Origin of the sequence: Jeotgalibacillus campisalis (genome assembly GCF_000829515.1) — a bacterium.
GTDB lineage: Bacteria > Bacillota > Bacilli > Bacillales > Jeotgalibacillaceae > Jeotgalibacillus > Jeotgalibacillus campisalis.
This window is the reverse complement of the sequence record NZ_JXRR01000017.1, coordinates 91,740-108,479: the sequence shown is the minus strand read 5'-3', so window position 1 is coordinate 108,479 and position 16,740 is coordinate 91,740. Positions and strand designations below refer to the sequence as shown.

16 protein-coding genes are annotated in these 16,740 nt (G+C 38.3%); 13 read left to right on the top strand and 3 right to left on the bottom strand.

The genetic code is table 11. The features are described from left to right. Positions 1-34: 34 nt before the first annotated feature. Positions 35-1,828, top strand: a complete 1,794-nt coding sequence (locus tag KR50_RS12850; RefSeq protein WP_041059351.1) for a methyl-accepting chemotaxis protein — start codon at positions 35-37, stop codon at positions 1,826-1,828. A gap of 35 nt (positions 1,829-1,863) precedes the next feature. Here the strand turns inward: KR50_RS12850 and KR50_RS12845 are convergent, their stop codons facing one another. Continuing rightward, positions 1,864-2,637: a DUF1189 domain-containing protein gene (locus KR50_RS12845; RefSeq protein ID WP_041059348.1), complete on the bottom strand. Its 774-nt coding sequence runs from the start codon at positions 2,635-2,637 to the stop codon at positions 1,864-1,866. Between the two features lie 253 nt (positions 2,638-2,890). Between KR50_RS12845 and KR50_RS12840 the strand changes: the two genes are divergently transcribed. The 9 genes from KR50_RS12840 (at position 2,891) to phoU (ending at position 12,869) form a co-directional block, all read left to right on the top strand. Further along, complete coding sequence (locus tag KR50_RS12840; protein WP_041059345.1) at positions 2,891-4,522, top strand: Na/Pi cotransporter family protein; 1,632 nt, start codon at positions 2,891-2,893, stop codon at positions 4,520-4,522. Positions 4,523-4,673: 151 nt separating this feature from the next. After that, on the top strand, positions 4,674-5,156 hold the full coding sequence (locus KR50_RS12835; protein ID WP_041059342.1) for a DUF456 domain-containing protein: 483 nt from the start codon (positions 4,674-4,676) through the stop codon (positions 5,154-5,156). A 153-nt stretch (positions 5,157-5,309) separates the two neighbouring features. After that, complete coding sequence (locus tag KR50_RS12830; protein WP_041059338.1) at positions 5,310-5,918, top strand: superoxide dismutase; 609 nt, start codon at positions 5,310-5,312, stop codon at positions 5,916-5,918. Positions 5,919-6,054: 136 nt separating this feature from the next. Then, the gene (locus KR50_RS12825) at positions 6,055-8,220 is read left to right on the top strand and encodes a peptidoglycan D,D-transpeptidase FtsI family protein (RefSeq protein ID WP_041059336.1); all 2,166 of its coding nucleotides are present in this window, start codon (positions 6,055-6,057) and stop codon (positions 8,218-8,220) included. A 189-nt stretch (positions 8,221-8,409) separates the two neighbouring features. Beyond that, positions 8,410-9,423, top strand: coding sequence for a PstS family phosphate ABC transporter substrate-binding protein (locus KR50_RS12820; RefSeq protein WP_041059333.1), 1,014 nt, complete (start codon positions 8,410-8,412; stop codon positions 9,421-9,423). A gap of 77 nt (positions 9,424-9,500) precedes the next feature. Continuing rightward, on the top strand, positions 9,501-10,448 hold the full coding sequence (pstC, locus tag KR50_RS12815) for a phosphate ABC transporter permease subunit PstC (RefSeq protein WP_041059330.1): 948 nt from the start codon (positions 9,501-9,503) through the stop codon (positions 10,446-10,448). Position 10,449: 1 nt separating this feature from the next. Beyond that, entirely contained in the window at positions 10,450-11,328 is an 879-nt protein-coding gene (gene pstA, locus KR50_RS12810; RefSeq protein WP_041059327.1) for a phosphate ABC transporter permease PstA, read from the top strand. A gap of 30 nt (positions 11,329-11,358) precedes the next feature. Further along, positions 11,359-12,174: a phosphate ABC transporter ATP-binding protein PstB gene (gene pstB, locus KR50_RS12805; protein ID WP_041060293.1), complete on the top strand. Its 816-nt coding sequence runs from the start codon at positions 11,359-11,361 to the stop codon at positions 12,172-12,174. A 35-nt stretch (positions 12,175-12,209) separates the two neighbouring features. Beyond that, complete coding sequence (gene phoU / locus KR50_RS12800; protein ID WP_041059324.1) at positions 12,210-12,869, top strand: phosphate signaling complex protein PhoU; 660 nt, start codon at positions 12,210-12,212, stop codon at positions 12,867-12,869. 327 nt (positions 12,870-13,196) lie between these two features. Here phoU and KR50_RS12795 read toward each other — a convergent pair whose 3' ends face one another. Next, entirely contained in the window at positions 13,197-13,610 is a 414-nt protein-coding gene (locus KR50_RS12795) for a hypothetical protein (protein ID WP_041059321.1), read from the bottom strand. 67 nt (positions 13,611-13,677) lie between these two features. Next, entirely contained in the window at positions 13,678-14,046 is a 369-nt protein-coding gene (locus tag KR50_RS12790) for a hypothetical protein (protein ID WP_041059319.1), read from the bottom strand. A 207-nt stretch (positions 14,047-14,253) separates the two neighbouring features. On the opposite strand from KR50_RS12790, the gene rpmG reads away from it, so the two are divergent. From rpmG to KR50_RS12775, 3 genes are all read left to right on the top strand, one after another. After that, on the top strand, positions 14,254-14,403 hold the full coding sequence (gene rpmG / locus KR50_RS12785; protein WP_041059316.1) for a 50S ribosomal protein L33: 150 nt from the start codon (positions 14,254-14,256) through the stop codon (positions 14,401-14,403). A gap of 92 nt (positions 14,404-14,495) precedes the next feature. Continuing rightward, on the top strand, positions 14,496-15,068 hold the full coding sequence (locus tag KR50_RS12780) for a 5-formyltetrahydrofolate cyclo-ligase (RefSeq protein WP_041059313.1): 573 nt from the start codon (positions 14,496-14,498) through the stop codon (positions 15,066-15,068). Positions 15,069-15,149: 81 nt separating this feature from the next. Next, positions 15,150-16,697 carry a rhomboid family protein gene (locus tag KR50_RS12775; RefSeq protein WP_041059309.1) on the top strand — a complete coding sequence of 516 codons (1,548 nt, stop codon included), beginning with the start codon at positions 15,150-15,152 and terminating at the stop codon, positions 16,695-16,697. Positions 16,698-16,740: the final 43 nt, after the last annotated feature.

Genomic DNA, 16,740 nt, shown 5'->3' with positions numbered 1-16,740 from the left:
AATAGACCTATTACATATAGGGGGTTATTTTATCATGCAAGGAATATTCAAGTACAGGCGATGGGCCGGTAACTTAAGAAGTAAAACTGGTTTAAAGAAAAGAGAAGGTTTCTCGCTAAAAACCAGACTTCTCGTACCGCTATTGTCCATCGTTTTTATTTCTACTTCTATTATAGGTTTTCAAAGTTATTCTTCATCCGTGGACAGAACAACTGAACTGATTGAACAAAGACTTATGAGAGAGGTTACATTATCAAACGAAATTATAAGAAATTCTATGCTTATGCATGTTGGGAACGAGGAAGCGTTTATAAAACAGGTTAACCAAGCAGCAGAGCAGCAAAAAGCAAACTTGGGCCAGGATGAATTATTCGCAGATATTTTCCTTCTTCAGGATGGAGAAACATCAAGCTTAGGACGTCAGTCAAAAAACTTTTTGCTGTCTGCCTCAACAGTAAAAGAAATAGAAGAAAAAAAGAAAGGGATTGTTCATAAAGAAGAGAATGGGATAAATTACATATTTGCATTTTTTAATGTACAGGAATTAAAAGGCGAATATGTAATCGCGATCCCTCAGGAAAATTACTTAAGTCAGCAGCAGGAACTGGCGGAATCTATTCTCATTCTACTCTGTATAGCACTGGCTATCACATTTTTTCTCACAAGTTGGATTGTTCAGTCGATATCAAAACCAATTCAATTACTGCAAAGTGATATGAAGGCAGTTAGAGAAGGTTTTATTCATAAAAAAAGAAATGAACTAAAAACCACAATCCCGGAAATACTTTCTCTTAACAAAAGTTTCTCTGTCATGATGGATCATATCTCCTTACTAATAGGCAACTTAAAAAAGACAAGCACGAATTTGTCATCAGTTGGCGGAGAGCTTAAAAACGCTTCGGAAGAACTTGTCTTAAACAATATTCCACTGAAGAAAAATGTATCTCAAATGAAAAGTGGTGCTGAATTGACCTCCGAACAATCAGCAGCAAGTCTTGAGCATTTTAATCAAATGACTATTCATCTGAAAAATATGATGGATCAAATGGAAGAACTAATGGAAAATACAGAAAAAATGAAAAGTTCGAGAACAACAGGAGAGCAAAGTATTGACGTCATTACCGGGTCTCTAACTGAATTTGTTCAGAGATTAAGTCCTTTCTCATCAGCGATTCATAATATAGAAAAGCAGTCAGAAGAAGTAAGTAAAGTTGTAGCATTTATCAATGAAATTGCAGAAAATACGAAATTACTCGCTTTAAATGCTGCGATTGAAGCAGCCAGAGCCGGGGAAGCGGGTTCAGGATTTGCTGTAGTAGCTAAAGAGGTAAGAAGTCTTGCGGAGAAAGCAGCTGAGGCTACCCAATCCATTTCAGATTCATTAAATAAAATGAAAAAGATGACAAGTCAGGCTGTGGAACAATTCAATGAAATAGAGGCATTATCAATTTTAAAAGTTCAGGATGCCCAAGTGAAAAAGAAGGCCTTCGATAAAATGATTGAAGAAATGAGTCTGGCTGAATCTGGTTTAAATGAATTAAAAAATCATACACAAACTGTTCAAAAAACGCTGCCGGCAGTTAAAGAAGCTACTGAATCTGTTTCTGCAATTGCAAAATCCGCCCATACAAATGCAGAATTGGTGAAGGCGGAATTTACTGTACAGGAAAGTAGAATGCTGCAAGCAGCGAAATTAGGAAACCGTTTGGCTCAAATATCCTCTGAACTTGATGAAATAAGCAGTTCTACTCTATTGAGAGAAGAATCTGATCCTACATCAAAAGGAAAAAAGCGATTTAAATGGAACGCAAAAAAGAAAGCATCCTGACGGGTGCTTTCTTTTTGAACTAAATATTTTTTTTGTTATTTATTTAGCTTTTTTATAGGTATTTCTTTTACTGAAAGATAAATCATAATAGATGTTACGAGCCAGTTGACTAAATTGGCTGCCGGTATCGTGGAGCCAATCAGAGAAAAGACTGTAAAAAACAAAGTCGGTAATGCGACGCTGTAAGCGGCTATGCGAAAACTGTGACGATAAGATAATTTTCTTTCAAGAATTTTTGCGAATAATAAACCAATCATTGAAAAAACCAGAACTTTAATAAATAGAAATCCTGTTGAGATAACATACATAACAAAAAAAATAAAAAAGTAAAGAATTCCTTTAGCCCCTTCAAGTGAAGATAGTAATTGGGTCAATCCGTCTGTGCTTAACTTAATTCCTGTAAACGTTGAATAGGGGTATTGCTGAATTTGAGGACCGAATGTGAAAACTGCCTCCTGCTGTAAAAGCGCCAGTGTATTCGTATTTCCCCGTAGATCATCTGCTTCTATCGAACCAGTATCATCAATAACGATCGTCAAGTCTGCAGTTCTGACAGTTACAGGCTCATCATTGGCCGCTTTCAAGCTGTTGTTTACCACTTCAAAAGCAGGAAGTTCATTTTGAAGTAATTGTTCACCCTGAGTAAACAACGTATTTCCGAGCTGAGTTACTTGGATGATTACCGGAATTAAAGAAATAATAGCAAGGAAAAACAAAAAAAGAATCGTCTTTCCGATCCCTTGAAAGCGAAATCGTGCAATATCCTTTGGTGAGTACAAACTTTTCCAAAATTGTTTAAAGATATTCATCTAAGGACATCCTCCTAAAACTATTGTAGATCCATTCTTTATTCTAATTGTTCACTTCATTTATTCAAACAAAAAGTTCAGTGAACAATTTCTAATTTTCAACATTTTGTAACACAAATGTAACATAAAACGATATATATTAATCAAATGTAAATTTTCGCGAAAAAGTCTTTACTTAACCCATAAAAAGAATTAATAATTGTAGAGGGTTTTCAAGAAATTTGTCTAAATTTGTTTAACAGGGGTTGAAATGATGGAAGTGAATTGGCAGGAAGTATTCTTTCAATTTATTGGAGGATTGGGTATCTTTCTCTTTGGTCTTAAGTATATGGGAGATGGGCTGCAAAAATCTGCAGGAGATCGCCTTAGAGAAATTTTAGATCGTTTCACCACAAACCCATTTATGGGTGTACTTGCAGGTATTTTTGTGACCATACTTCTGCAAACCAGTACAGGAACAACAGTTATTACCATTGGACTTGTTAGTGCCGGTTTCATGACTTTAAGGCAGGCCATTGGCGTTATTATGGGTGCTAATATAGGAACCACCGTAACTGCGTTTATTATCGGGATTGATATTGGAGAATATGCACTGCCTATTGCCGCTTTAGGTGCACTGCTTCTATTCTTTATAAAAAACAATAAAGTAAATAATTTTGGTCAGATTATATTTGGTTTCGGTCTTTTATTTTATGGTCTTGAATTGATGAGTGGAGGAATGAAGCCTCTAAGAGAACTTCAAGCATTCATTGATTTGACTCAGAGCATGAGTGAGATACCGGTTCTAGGCGTCATAGTAGGAACAGTTTTCACTATGATCGTGCAAAGTTCAAGCGCCACGATTGGTGTGCTTCAAGGGCTGTATTCTGAGGACTTAATATCCCTTAATGCTGCAATTCCGGTTCTTTTCGGAGATAATATAGGAACAACGATTACGGCAGTATTAGCAGCAATAGGTGCCTCAGTTGCTGCGAAACGTGCAGCGGCAGTTCATGTGCTTTTTAATATCATAGGGACCATTATTTTCATGCTCTTACTTGCGCCTTTCACATGGTTAATTGTATGGATTGATCAGTTCCTTCAATTAGAACCTGCTATGCAGATTGCCTTTGCACACGGAACGTTCAATGTAACAAATACAATTATACAATTTCCGTTTATAGCTTTACTGGCTGTAGCAGTTACGAAAATTATTCCAGGAAAAGATGTTGTGGTTGAGTTTAAACCAAAGCATTTGGATCCGCATTTTATAGAACAGTCTCCTTCAATAGCCCTTGGACAGGCAAAGGAAGAAGTGCTTCGTATGGGATCATTCGCTGTTCAAGGATTAAATGAAACATTTGAGTATCTGAAAACGAAAAATACAAAAAATGCTGAGCTTGGTTATCAAATTGAAGATGCGATAAATAATTTGGATAGTAAAATTACCGATTATTTAGTGCAGCTTTCAAGCGCTTCTCTGTCTGCTGCAGAATCCGAGAGACATTCAAACCTAATGGATTCAGTTCGGGATATTGAACGAATTGGAGATCATTTTGAAAACATCATTGAGCTGGTGGATTATCAGCAGTCAAATAAAGTTAAAATGACCGAAGATGCCATGGATGATTTACGGGAAATGTTTACTCTAACTATTGATGCAGTATCAAGTTCAATTGAAGCCCTTGATCAAAACGATCAGGCGATCGCGCGTGATGTCGCTGAAAAAGAAGATCTAATTGACAAAATGGAGCGTAAATTCAGGAAGAAACATATCCTGCGTCTGAATGAAGGCAAATGTTCAGGTCAGTCAGGCATTGTATTTGTTGATATTGTTTCAAATCTTGAACGAATCGGTGACCATGCGGTAAATATAGCAGAAGCCGTTTTGGGTCTTCGTAAATAAATGCAAAAAAGGGAAGGGCTTATTGCTCTTCTCTTTTCTTTTTGTTAGTTTGCATTTAAGGTGGAGTCTAACAATACAGTTTCACTTAAACAAAAATTTAATTTTGAACACACATACAGTATACTTGTGATAGTAGAGAGGGGGAAAAACAGTGGAAATGTTGTATTGGGTTTTAATCAGCCTGGTTTTCATTATAGCGTTTATAGGCTTAATTTATCCAATTATTCCAAGCGTCATATTTATAGTAGCGGGATTTATTTTATATGGCTTATTTTTTTCATTTACTCCTTTTAATTGGCTGTTTTGGACGATTCAGCTTCTATTCGTCGTTTTGCTGTTTGGGGCAGATTACGTATCCAACCTTTTTGGTGTTAAAAGATTTGGAGGATCAAAAGCGGGGATCTGGGGGAGTACAATCGGTCTGCTTGTTGGTCCTTTTGTTTTACCGCTAATCGGTATAATTGCAGGTCCCTTCATCGGTGCGGTAGCCGGCGAACTGCTTGTAAACAGAACAAGTTTTAAACAAGCTGTAAAAATCGGTTTTGGATCGCTGATTGGATTTGTCACTTCAATTGTTACTAAAGGAGCAGTGCAACTATTCATGATTGCATATTTCCTGTTTAAAGTACTTTAATGATTAGTTCATAATAATTAGGGTAAATTAAAGATGTAAGAGAAAATAGCAGAGCATAAAAATTGAAGAATGATTCAGTATTTGATACGCTATGACTGAAGTTTACGAATCATTCAGTTGATTCGACTAATTTACATAAGGAGGAATTTAATCATGGGTTACACATTACCAGAATTACCGTACTCGTATGACGCACTTGAACCACATTTTGACAAGGAAACCATGAATATTCACCACACGAAGCACCATAACACATATGTTACGAAACTGAATGATGCACTTGAGGGTCACAGCGACATTCAAGCAAAAACAATTGATGAGTTAATGATCGACTTAAACACTGTTCCTGAATCCGTTAAGACAGCTGTAAGAAATAACGGCGGCGGACATGCAAATCATTCATTCTTCTGGAAAATTCTTTCTCCAAATGGCGGCGGAGAGCCTTCAGGCCAGCTTGCATCTGCTATCAACGAAAAATTTGGCAGCTTTGAAAAATTTAAAGAAGAATTCGCAGCAGCTGGAGCAGGCCGCTTCGGATCTGGCTGGGCATGGTTAGTCGTTAATAATGGTCAGCTTGAAATTACAAGCACGCCTAATCAGGATTCACCTCTTACTGAAGGCAAAACACCTATCGTAGGTCTTGATGTATGGGAGCACGCTTATTATTTAAAATATCAAAACAAGCGTCCTGATTACATTAATGCTTTCTGGAATGTAGTGGACTGGAATGCAGTAGAGAAACTTTACGTAGCAGCTAAATAAAGAAACACTAAACCCGCACATTTATTGTGCGGGTTTTTTGTCGTTTTAATGAAAAAAGTGCTAAACTGTAGAAGTTAGTAAATAGATTCTATAAAATGAATATAAGCAGTCTTTAAAATAGAGAGGAAGTATGTGATTGAAAAAGAATGCAACACGAACAAGAGAAAAAAAGCAAAAAAAGACTCATGTTTCATCTAGGATGAACGTGCTTTTCTTTGCAGTTTTCTTAATGTTTTCTCTGCTGATTCTTCGATTGGGTGTTCTGCAGATTGTGAATGGGGAAAATTACGTCAGGGAACTTGAAAGAACCGAAGAGGTTGAAGTAAACACAAGTGTACCGCGCGGAAAAATATTTGACCGCAATGGCAATATTGTTGTCGATAATCAGCCTGTAAATGCCATTACATACACAAAAAATCAGCAGACTTCTCAAGAAGAAATGACAATGGTGGCAAAAAGGCTGGCTGACTTTATTGAACTTAAGCCCAAAAAAGTAACGATGCGTGACAAACAGGACTTTTGGGTGCGTGAAAATCCTGAAGCTGCCAAAGAAAAAATCACAAAGGAAGAAACCCTTTTATTTGAAGAAGGCGAAATCAGTCAGACTAAATACGATGAATTGATCAGAGAGCGCATCACTGAAGAGGAGCTGGACGCGATTACAGCGGCAGAATTGGAGGTTCTGGCTATTTACCGCGAAATGCAATCCGGGTATAATTTATCTCCTCAGATTATTAAAAATGATAACGTAACCGATGAGGAGTTTGCTGCGGTCAGTGAACACCTGGATTCTTTGCCTGGTGTAAATACTACTGTAGACTGGACCCGCCAATATGCTTATGGAGATGTATTTAGCTCCGTACTTGGCAGCGTAAAGTCCATACCGGAAAATAAAATCGATTACTATTTAGCAAGAGATTATACGAGAAACGACCGGGTAGGAACCAGTTATTTGGAACTGCAGTATGAAGATATTCTTCAAGGACAAAAATCCAAAGTAAAAACCATTACGGATAAAGCCGGCAACGTCATTGACAGTCAAACAGTCCATGAAGGCGAACGCGGAAAAGATTTAGTTCTTTCTATAGATATGGAACTTCAGCGGGAAATCGAAAAAATTGTTGGTGATTATGTTACAGATTTAAAAAGAGGCGGAGGACGCCCGATTTTTGATCGGGCTTTTGTGGTGATGATGGAGCCGGACACAGGAGAAGTCCTTGCCATGGTTGGCCAGCAGTTTGATGATGATGAAAATAGTATAATCGATTATAATATTGGTGCATTTACAAGTGCCTATGAAGCAGGTTCAAGCGTCAAGGGAGCTACAGTGCTGTCCGGCTATCAGGATGAAGTGTCCTATCCCTATAAAGGGTATGTGGATGAAGTAATAGAAATTAAGGATACTGCCTCAAAAGGTTCTTATTACGGGAACCGTGAAGCTTATCGGCAAATGACGGATTTAGAGGCACTCGAAGTATCTTCAAATGGATATATGTTTAAAGTGGCTATTGACATGGCAGGGGCAAAATATTCTAAGGGACAACCTATTGATATTGGTAAATCATCATTTACCAAGTTCAGAAATTACTTTGGACAGTTCGGTCTTGGTGTGGAAACAGGGATAGATCTTCCGGGGGAAAACACCGGTTTTCAATCAAATAATGACTTTGGGCCAGGTAAATACCTGGATTTATCTATTGGACAATTTGATACGTATACAGCGATGCAAATGGCGCAATATGTTTCTTCAATTGCAAATGGAGGAAACCGCATCGCACCGAAAATTGTAAAACAAATCAGAGAGCCAAGTCAGGAAAATGATACCCTTGGTCCGCTGCTTCAGGAAATGAAACCTCAAGTATTAAACAAACTGAATAATACCCAGGAAGAAATTGAGCATGTTAAAAAGGGATTCTTTGCAAGTTTTAATGGCGCGAACGGAACTGGGCAGGATCTTAAAGGCAACGGCTATGTGGCAGCAGGTAAAACCGGCACAGCGGAAGTTGTTTACTTTGGACCTAAATATGTGGAAGACTATTTGGGGGATCCGCCTGACACAATCAATTCAACTCTTGTCGGCTATGCACCTGCAGATAAACCCGAAGTTGCTTTTTCTGTAATGGTTCCATGGGTCTATCCTAACGATGGAACAGAAACGCTGCGGGTTGACGCAAATGAAGATTTAGGAACCGCCATTCTTGAAAAATATTTTGAGCTGAGAGAAGAACGAATGAATGAAGGCGGCAGTGAAGAAGCAGTAGAAATCGAACTGGCTGAAGAAGAAGCTGAAGCTGGAAATTAATTTGATAGAATGAGAGAAAGCCAGATTCCTAACGGGATCTGGCTTTTTGTAACCTTTTTTTCAAGACTTAAAACCAAAACTAAAGTTTATTTACAAAAGCTTTACATTTGATTTATATGCACTTAACAGTCGCCTAGTATTGTATTACTTGTAGGACAAACCAACCAACACTTTAGGAGGAATTACAGTATGAAGAGTTTTAAGTACTTGGCAATGACAACTATGCTGGGATCAGCAATATTTTTGGCAGCATGCGGCGGAGAAGAAGAAGAGGCATCAAACGGTACAGATGGAGATGCTACTGACGCAGAAACTTCTGAAAATGAAGACGCTGCTTCTGATACTTCAAGCGAAGATGGAGAATTAGAAGGCCAAGTAACAGGAGACGGTTCCTCTACAGTAGCACCGATCATGGAGGCAATTGTTGAAGAATATGCAGCGGTTCAGCCTGAAGTACAAGTATCATCCGGAGTATCCGGAACAGGCGGAGGATTTGAAAAATTCATCGCTGGTGAAACTGCATTTTCAAATGCATCACGTCCAATTAAAGAAGAAGAAGCTGCTGCTTTAGAAGAAGCAGGTATTGAATATACAGAAGTTGAGCTTGGATTTGACGGATTATCTGTAGTTGTCAGCCAGGAAAATGACTGGGTGGATCACCTGACAGTTGAAGAACTAAAAGCAATGTGGGTTGAAAGTGGCGAAGAAAAAACATGGGCTGATATCCGTGAAGGATGGCCGGAAGAGCCAATCGAATTTTATTCACCGGGTACAGACTCTGGTACGTACGACTATTTTAATGAAGTGATTTTGGAAGAGGAAGACATTGTCCGTTCAGCTACTCTTTCTGAAGATGACAATGTACTTGTTCAAGGTGTACTAGGTTCACCGAATGCAATTGGATATTTCGGTTATGCATATTATCTTGAAAATCAAGATACATTAAAAGTTGTTCCAATTGACAACGGTGAGGGACCTGTTGAACCAACTAATGAGACAATCGAGTCTGGTGAATATGCACCTTTATCACGTCCATTGTTCACTTATGTAAAGAATTCTTCAATCAGTGAGAATGCTGCTGCAGCAGATTTCATTACTTTTGCAATCGAAAATGCTGGAGACCTTGCAGAGGCTGTAGGATATGTTCGTGCTCCACAAGAACTATATGACGAAGATATGGAAACGATTGAATCTTTAAAATAAATTATGGATGGAGAAGAGGAGCGTGAAATTCACGCTTCTCATCTCATTGTGTCTTTTGGATATAGGAGGGTTTTCACATGTCGATGAAGGAACCAAATTCAACACTAAATGTACAGGAATTGATTGCTCAAAAAAGCAATCGGGGTCTCTTGTCATTCGTTGAAAAATTAATGCCGAAATTATTGCTGGCAATTGCTATTGTTTCTGTTTTGACAACTTTAGGTATACTGGCTACGCTGGTTGTAGAAACATATATCTTTTTCACACGTGTTCCATTTTGGGAGTTTATTACTGGAACCGAATGGTATCCTTTTGCAAATTCCACACCAACCTTTGGGGTTCTTCCATTAGTTATAGGTACACTGAAAATTACCGGGATTGCAGTTTTGGTAGCAGTGCCATTAGGTATTGCCACTGCCATTTATTTGAGTGAGTATGCGAGCCATCGTGCAAGAAAAGTTATTAAGCCGATTCTTGAAGTGCTTGCAGGTGTTCCCACCATCGTTTATGGTTTTTTCGCTTTAACATTCGTTACACCGATTTTGCGATCCATTTCTCCTGAGGTAAGCATTTTTAATGCGATCAGTCCGGGGATTGTAGTCGGAATTATGATCATTCCAATGATTGCATCTCTTTCTGAAGATGCAATGAATTCAGTTCCCAACTCTATGAGGGATGGTGCATACGCCCTCGGCTCCACTAAGCTTGAAGTCGCTATAAAAATAGTTCTTCCTGCAGCGATATCCGGTATCGTCGCTTCAACCGTTTTAGCAATTTCAAGAGCTATAGGTGAAACAATGATTGTAGCGGTAGCAGCAGGATCAACTCCAAGGTTTGATGGCGACCTGACAGGTTCTATTCAAACTATGACGGCTTATATCGTTCAAGTTACTACTGGTGATGCTGGGTATGGCACAACGATTTACTACAGTATTTACGCTGTTGGATTTACGTTGTTCATTTTCACCCTGATCATGAATATGCTTGCACAATATATCTCCAAGCGCTTTAGAGAGGAGTACTAAAATGAATTACATTGATCATGAATCTGTAGCGAAAAAGACGAATAGCCGCTTATTAAAAAACAAAGTGCTTAAAAGCATATTTTTAGCAGCAACGATGTTTGGATTAATTGTACTGGCGATCCTTCTTTATCGCATTGTCACTCAAGGAAGTGAGTATCTGAGTCTGGAATTCTTTACGAGTTTCGCGTCTCGAATCCCGGAGAATTCAGGAATAAAGGCGGCTATCTTAGGGTCAATTTACCTGATGCTTGTAGTAGCACCAATTTCAATGTTTTTAGGTGTAGGAACGGCCGTTTATCTTGAAGAGTACGCAAAGAAAAATAAACTAACAAATTTTATCCGTATAAATATTTCAAATTTGGCTGGAGTACCGTCTGTAGTGTTTGGCTTACTTGGACTTACTATTTTTGCCCGTTTCTTTGGACTCGGGATCTCCATTTTGGCAGCGGGTCTAACCATGAGTTTGTTGATTCTTCCTATTATCATAGTGGCAGCTCAGGAAGCTATACGATCTGTACCTAAAGAACTCAGAGATGCGTCATATGCCATGGGTGCTACAAAATGGCAGACTATTTTACGTATAGTATTGCCTGCAGCTATCCCGGGGATATTAACAGGGAGCATCCTGGCTTTATCAAGAGCTATTGGCGAAACAGCACCGCTTGTAGTATTGGGAATCCCGACGATTTTAATGTTTACCCCAGATAGCATTTTGAGTACGTTCACCGCATTGCCAATGCAAATCTTCGACTGGACGAAACGTCCACAGGTTGCATTCCATGATGTAGCGGCCGCGGGGATCATCGTATTGATGACGCTGCTTATCATCATGAATTCAATTGCTGTATTTATTCGTAATAAGTATCAGAAAAGATATTAATTAATAAAGAGGATGAAGGGAGCTTTTCCGATGACAACGACAGTGAAACCTAAAATTCAAGTTCCAGAAAAAAAGAAAGAATCCGCAAGCAGGGGTTCTGTTTATCAATCAAATCAGCTGAACCTTTGGTATGACACTAATCATGCATTGAAAAATATTGATTTAGATATTAAAGAAAACGAAGTTACAGCTATTATCGGACCTTCAGGATGTGGTAAATCCACATATATTAAAACACTTAACCGAATGACAGAAACGATTCCTTCGGTGAAAACATCAGGTGAAATCATTTATCGCGGCAAGAATATTCTAGAAAAAGGATACAAGTTTGAGGAATTGCGTACGAAAGTTGGCATGGTCTTTCAAAAACCAAACCCTTTCCCTAAATCAATTTATGAAAATATTGCATATGGTCCACGTATCCACGGGATAAAAAACAAAAAGATACTTGATCAAATTGTTGAAAAGAGCCTTCGAGGTGCAGCGATTTGGGATGAAGTAAAGGATCGTTTAAACGAAAATGCATACAGCCTTTCCGGTGGACAGCAGCAGCGTATCTGTATTGCCCGTTGTCTTGCGATTGAACCGGATGTTATTTTAATGGACGAGCCTACTTCAGCTCTCGATCCAATTTCTACTCTAAAGGTGGAGGAACTGGTTCAAGAGCTTAAAAAAGAGTACAGCATTATTATTGTGACTCATAACATGCAGCAGGCTGCACGGATTTCAGATAAAACTGCTTTCTTTTTAAACGGAGAAGTGATTGAGTTCGATGAAACGGATAAAATCTTCTCTAATCCTTCCGATAAGCGTACGGAAGACTATATTTCTGGACGTTTTGGATAAAAGATTCTGATTAAAAGAAAGCTGGAGGGGTTTAAATGTCTGTAAGAGAAAGATATGAAGCTGACTTAAGTGAACTGAATCGCAAGATCGTGGAACTTGGTACTTTTGCTCAAAATGCGCTGGATCGTTCATTGAAGGCACTTGAAAACCATGATATTGAAGATTCTTTGTTAATAATGGATGAAGACATTAAAGCAAATAGAATTGAAGAAGAAATCAATGATCAGGCTATATTGCTTATTGCGAAACAACAGCCTGTAGCAACCGATTTAAGAAGAGTAATCGCAGCTATAAAAATTGCTGCCGATTTGGAGAGAATTGCTGATTTTGCAGTGAACATTGCTAAGTCTACTATTCGAATTGGAAATGATCCTTTCGTCAAACCAATCGAGAATATTCATCAGATGCATCTTCAGACTTCAACTATGATTGAGCTTGTTCTCGAGGCGTTCATGGAAGAAGATGTTGTAAAAGCTAAAAGGATCGCTGAACTTGATGATAAAGTAGACTCTTTGTATGGCCAGACAATACAGGAACTTTTAAGCATTAGTGCTAACAGTCCTGACAAGCTGCCGCAGATTACTCAGCTTTCTTTCATTTGCAGATATTTGGAAAGAGCCGCTGACCACGTAACGAATATTTCAGAGAATATTTTTTACCTTGTAAAAGGAACAAGATATGAACTGAATAAGTAATAAGTTGTTTTCTCAAAACTAGAAAAGCCCTGATGATCATTTTGATCATCAGGGCTTTTCTATTGTCAGGCTCTTCTGTTCTTTCAACGGCCAGGCAGTTTTGGTTATAGGAGCTTATGTGCAGATTAAAACGATATGATCGACCCACACATTGAAGAAACTTTCTAATAAAACTTTAGGGTCAGATGTACTTCCAATTCTATTTCGCATAGCGTTCCTTCTGTCCTGTTATAAACAATGAACACGGCAGTTTATTCAGTTAAAGGAGAAAAAAAACTGTCCGCATTCGGACAGTTTTTTTTAGAGAATTAGTAGATGTGGAAAAGGTTATTTTGTAATTAAAGCGGCAATCTCTTCTATTGAAAGGGAAGAGTTAACGTCATACTTGCCGATTTGAATTTTTTCGGTTAACTGCTGATCCTTCAGGTAGTCATCTAATAGGGCAGCTTCTTCAATAATATCGAACTCCTCAAGCTCTTCGCTTATTTCAGGAGAAGTCATCCCAGGTTCAATCGTTAATATAAATCGAGTAGTAACACCTGATGTACCACTGCCATCAGAGGACTGAGATTCATTTTTAGAAGCACTAAGTTCAATCACCCTGTTTTCCCATTCTTTTATTTGAGCGTTTAAAGAATCATGTTCTTCTTTTGTTAACGTAACAGTATCTGCTGATTCAGTGTCGGAGGAAGCAGTAGTTTGCTGATCTTCATCAGAGAAGTACATGCTTGCAGCAAACATGATAAAACCTCCTATGAGCACTCCTGTAGCTAATGCCCGTATTGTGCTTCGATCCATATAAAGCACCTCACTTTCTTGTTTGAATAATTGTTTGAACTTCCTCCCTTGGAAGAGAGGATAGGGTAACAATTTGATCAGTTGACACGCCTTGCTTATGTAATGATAGAACTTGGTTCACAATGATTTCATTAATCGGTTTTTTTTGAACGGTTTTAGGTGCTGAAGGAGATTTTTTCGAGGGAACAAATTTTGTATCAACCATTAGTTCCTCTTCGAGTACTTTAATTCTTTTTTTAAGCTGAGATATTTCCTGATATAGACTCATTGAAAGATCTTCAATTTCCTGTTCATTAGATTTTGAACGATCCTTTATAAAAAATGACAGTACAAGTAATAAAATGACAATGCCTGCTACTATCAATGCTGCGATCTGCATAGTTTCACCCCCATTAGAATACGTACAATATTGTAACACGAGCCTATTCGTTCGTGTTATCCGTTTTAAAAATAAGTCCATTTTTTTATAATTAATTTTATGAAATGGGTTTTTCAGTATAGATTTTTTCTTTAAATAGTGGTATTATTGAAAAGTCGTATGAAATCGAATAGCTAATTAGCATTTGAATGTTTGGAGGGATAAGACATGCGTGTAAACATTACACTTGCTTGCACTGAGACTGGTGATCGTAATTACATCACTACTAAGAACAAGCGTAATAACCCAGACCGTATTGAATTTAAAAAATATAGTCCACGATTGAAGAAAGTGACTCTTCATCGCGAGACTAAATAATGTGTTACAGTTGCCAGAAATGTTGATAAAACGTTTCTGGCATTTTTTAATTGGTTTGACTTTGACTATAATGAAGAAATAGGAGGAACCAGATGAACAAATACGCACTGAGAAAACAAATTAGTTCGAAACTACAGAAAATAGATGGAGACAGCCATTATGAACGTTCTATCAAGATTCATGAAAGTCTTTTTCGTACAAACGTATGGAAACAGTCACAAAGCATAGGCGTTACAATATCGCGAACACCTGAAATAGATACGTATTCAATTATTAAACGGGCGTGGCTGGAAGGGAAAAAAGTCTCCGTGCCAAAGTGTAAGCCCGCTGATCGAAGCATGATATTTTATAGAATCGAGAGCTTTAATGATGTAGAACCATCATTTTATGGCCTGCTTGAGCCGGTGGAGACACTTAATAGAACGAAATCGAGTGAGATCGACCTGATGATCGTCCCAGGCCTTGCGTACACAAAAACAGGGTACCGTCTTGGTTATGGGGGTGGGTATTATGATCGGTATTTGCCAAATTACGGCGGTGTAACACTTTCTTTATGTTTTGATGAGCAGCTGGTTGAAGATCTTCCGGTCGAAAACCACGATCAGCCAGTAGAGATGTTAATTGGGGAAGACTTTGTACTTGCTTCTAATCTTTCTTCTGACTAAAGGAGCAGTATCTTCCCTTACATAATTTCAGTTCATTCGCTATAGTTATAAGACAAGGTTTGGTGGAAAGAAGTGAGCCTAATGAATGGAAAATCGTATGATGTATTTTGGCAGGCAGCTCATTATTTAATTGTGGATCAGCATTATCGGCTAATCAGCCTTTCTCCTGACCATAATGAGCTATGGCTGGAAAGAGAAGATAATAAAGGTTTTGAAGTAGTCAGACTCTTCCATGCTGAACCTGCTCTAGTAAATGAATTCGACCGTTCTGCATTTTTAAAAAATGATTTTTCATCCCTCGCTGAAAAAGGTGAGCGGATAAGAAAACAAATGAAAAAAAGAAAGTTGACTATCGATAACTATCTTTTTTATGATGAACTTGAAAATAATGCACTTGAGACCATAGAGAGCCCTTCAGGGGAGAACAAGCGGTGTTCGGTAAGAACAATACTCGTAAACGTTGATGCAGAAAGTATGGATATTGAAAACAATCGGTTATTATTCAGACAAGAGCACGTTGATCATGAATTTGAACACGAGATGATTGAACGGGTTCGCATGTTAAAAACAGAAACGCTTTTATGGGTTAAGAAACAGCAAAGTGAGGAACAACAACTTTTTAATGTATCTAAGCCGATCTGGAGCTATATTATAGCTGCGATTCATCTCATCATGTTTTATCTATTGGAAACAAATGGCGGAAGTACAGATACGCAAGTTTTAATCGATTTTGGGGCAAAGTATAACCCTTTAATCAATGAGGGTGAATGGTATAGGTTTTTTACGCCCATGTTTTTACATATTGGAATTTTTCATTTGTTTATGAATACACTCGCGCTTTTTTATTTGGGTCCATTTATAGAGAGAGTCTACGGCCGCAGCCGTTTTCTCATTATTTATTTTACTGCCGGTTTTACAGGCTCACTTATGAGTTTTGTGTTCTCATTTACTATATCAGCGGGGGCCAGCGGTGCAATATTTGGCTGCCTGGGTGCGCTTCTTTATTTCGGTCTACGCCACAAGAAAGTATTTTTTCGAACAATGGGATCCAATGTCTTAATCGTTATTGCCATTAATCTTTCAATCGGTTTTGCTCTGCCAGGTATTGATAATGCGGCTCATATTGGTGGATTAATTGGAGGTTTTCTTGCTGCGGGTGTTGTTTCTTTGCCTAATGAGAAAAAAGCGGGTAAAAAAGTTCTTTATTTGATAACTGTACTGCTGTGGATTATTGTTTCCCTGTATGTGGGATACAATGGAGCATTTGTTCAAATGGATCCAGTGTCGGTCAATGCATTGGCTCATGAACGTATAAAGAACGGAGAATTCCATTCAGCGTATGATCACTTGTCATCACTGGAGAAAGAAGGAGAAGCCACTCCAGAAACCTATTTTTTGTTAGCTTATATTCAATTAAATGAGAAGGATTACAGAGCGGGCAGTCGCAATCTTGAAAAAGCTATAAATGGCCGCAGCGATTTCCATGAAGCGCACTATAACTTAGCGCTTGTTCAAATGGAGCTGGGGGATAATAAAAAAGCACTCGAGCATGCGAAGATCGCTAAATCAGTTCAGCCTGACCACGAACCGTACGAAAAATTAGTAGATGAATTAATGAAGGAAAATTGAATATTCAAAACGATGCAATCGTTTGTAATGGAGATTAAATACA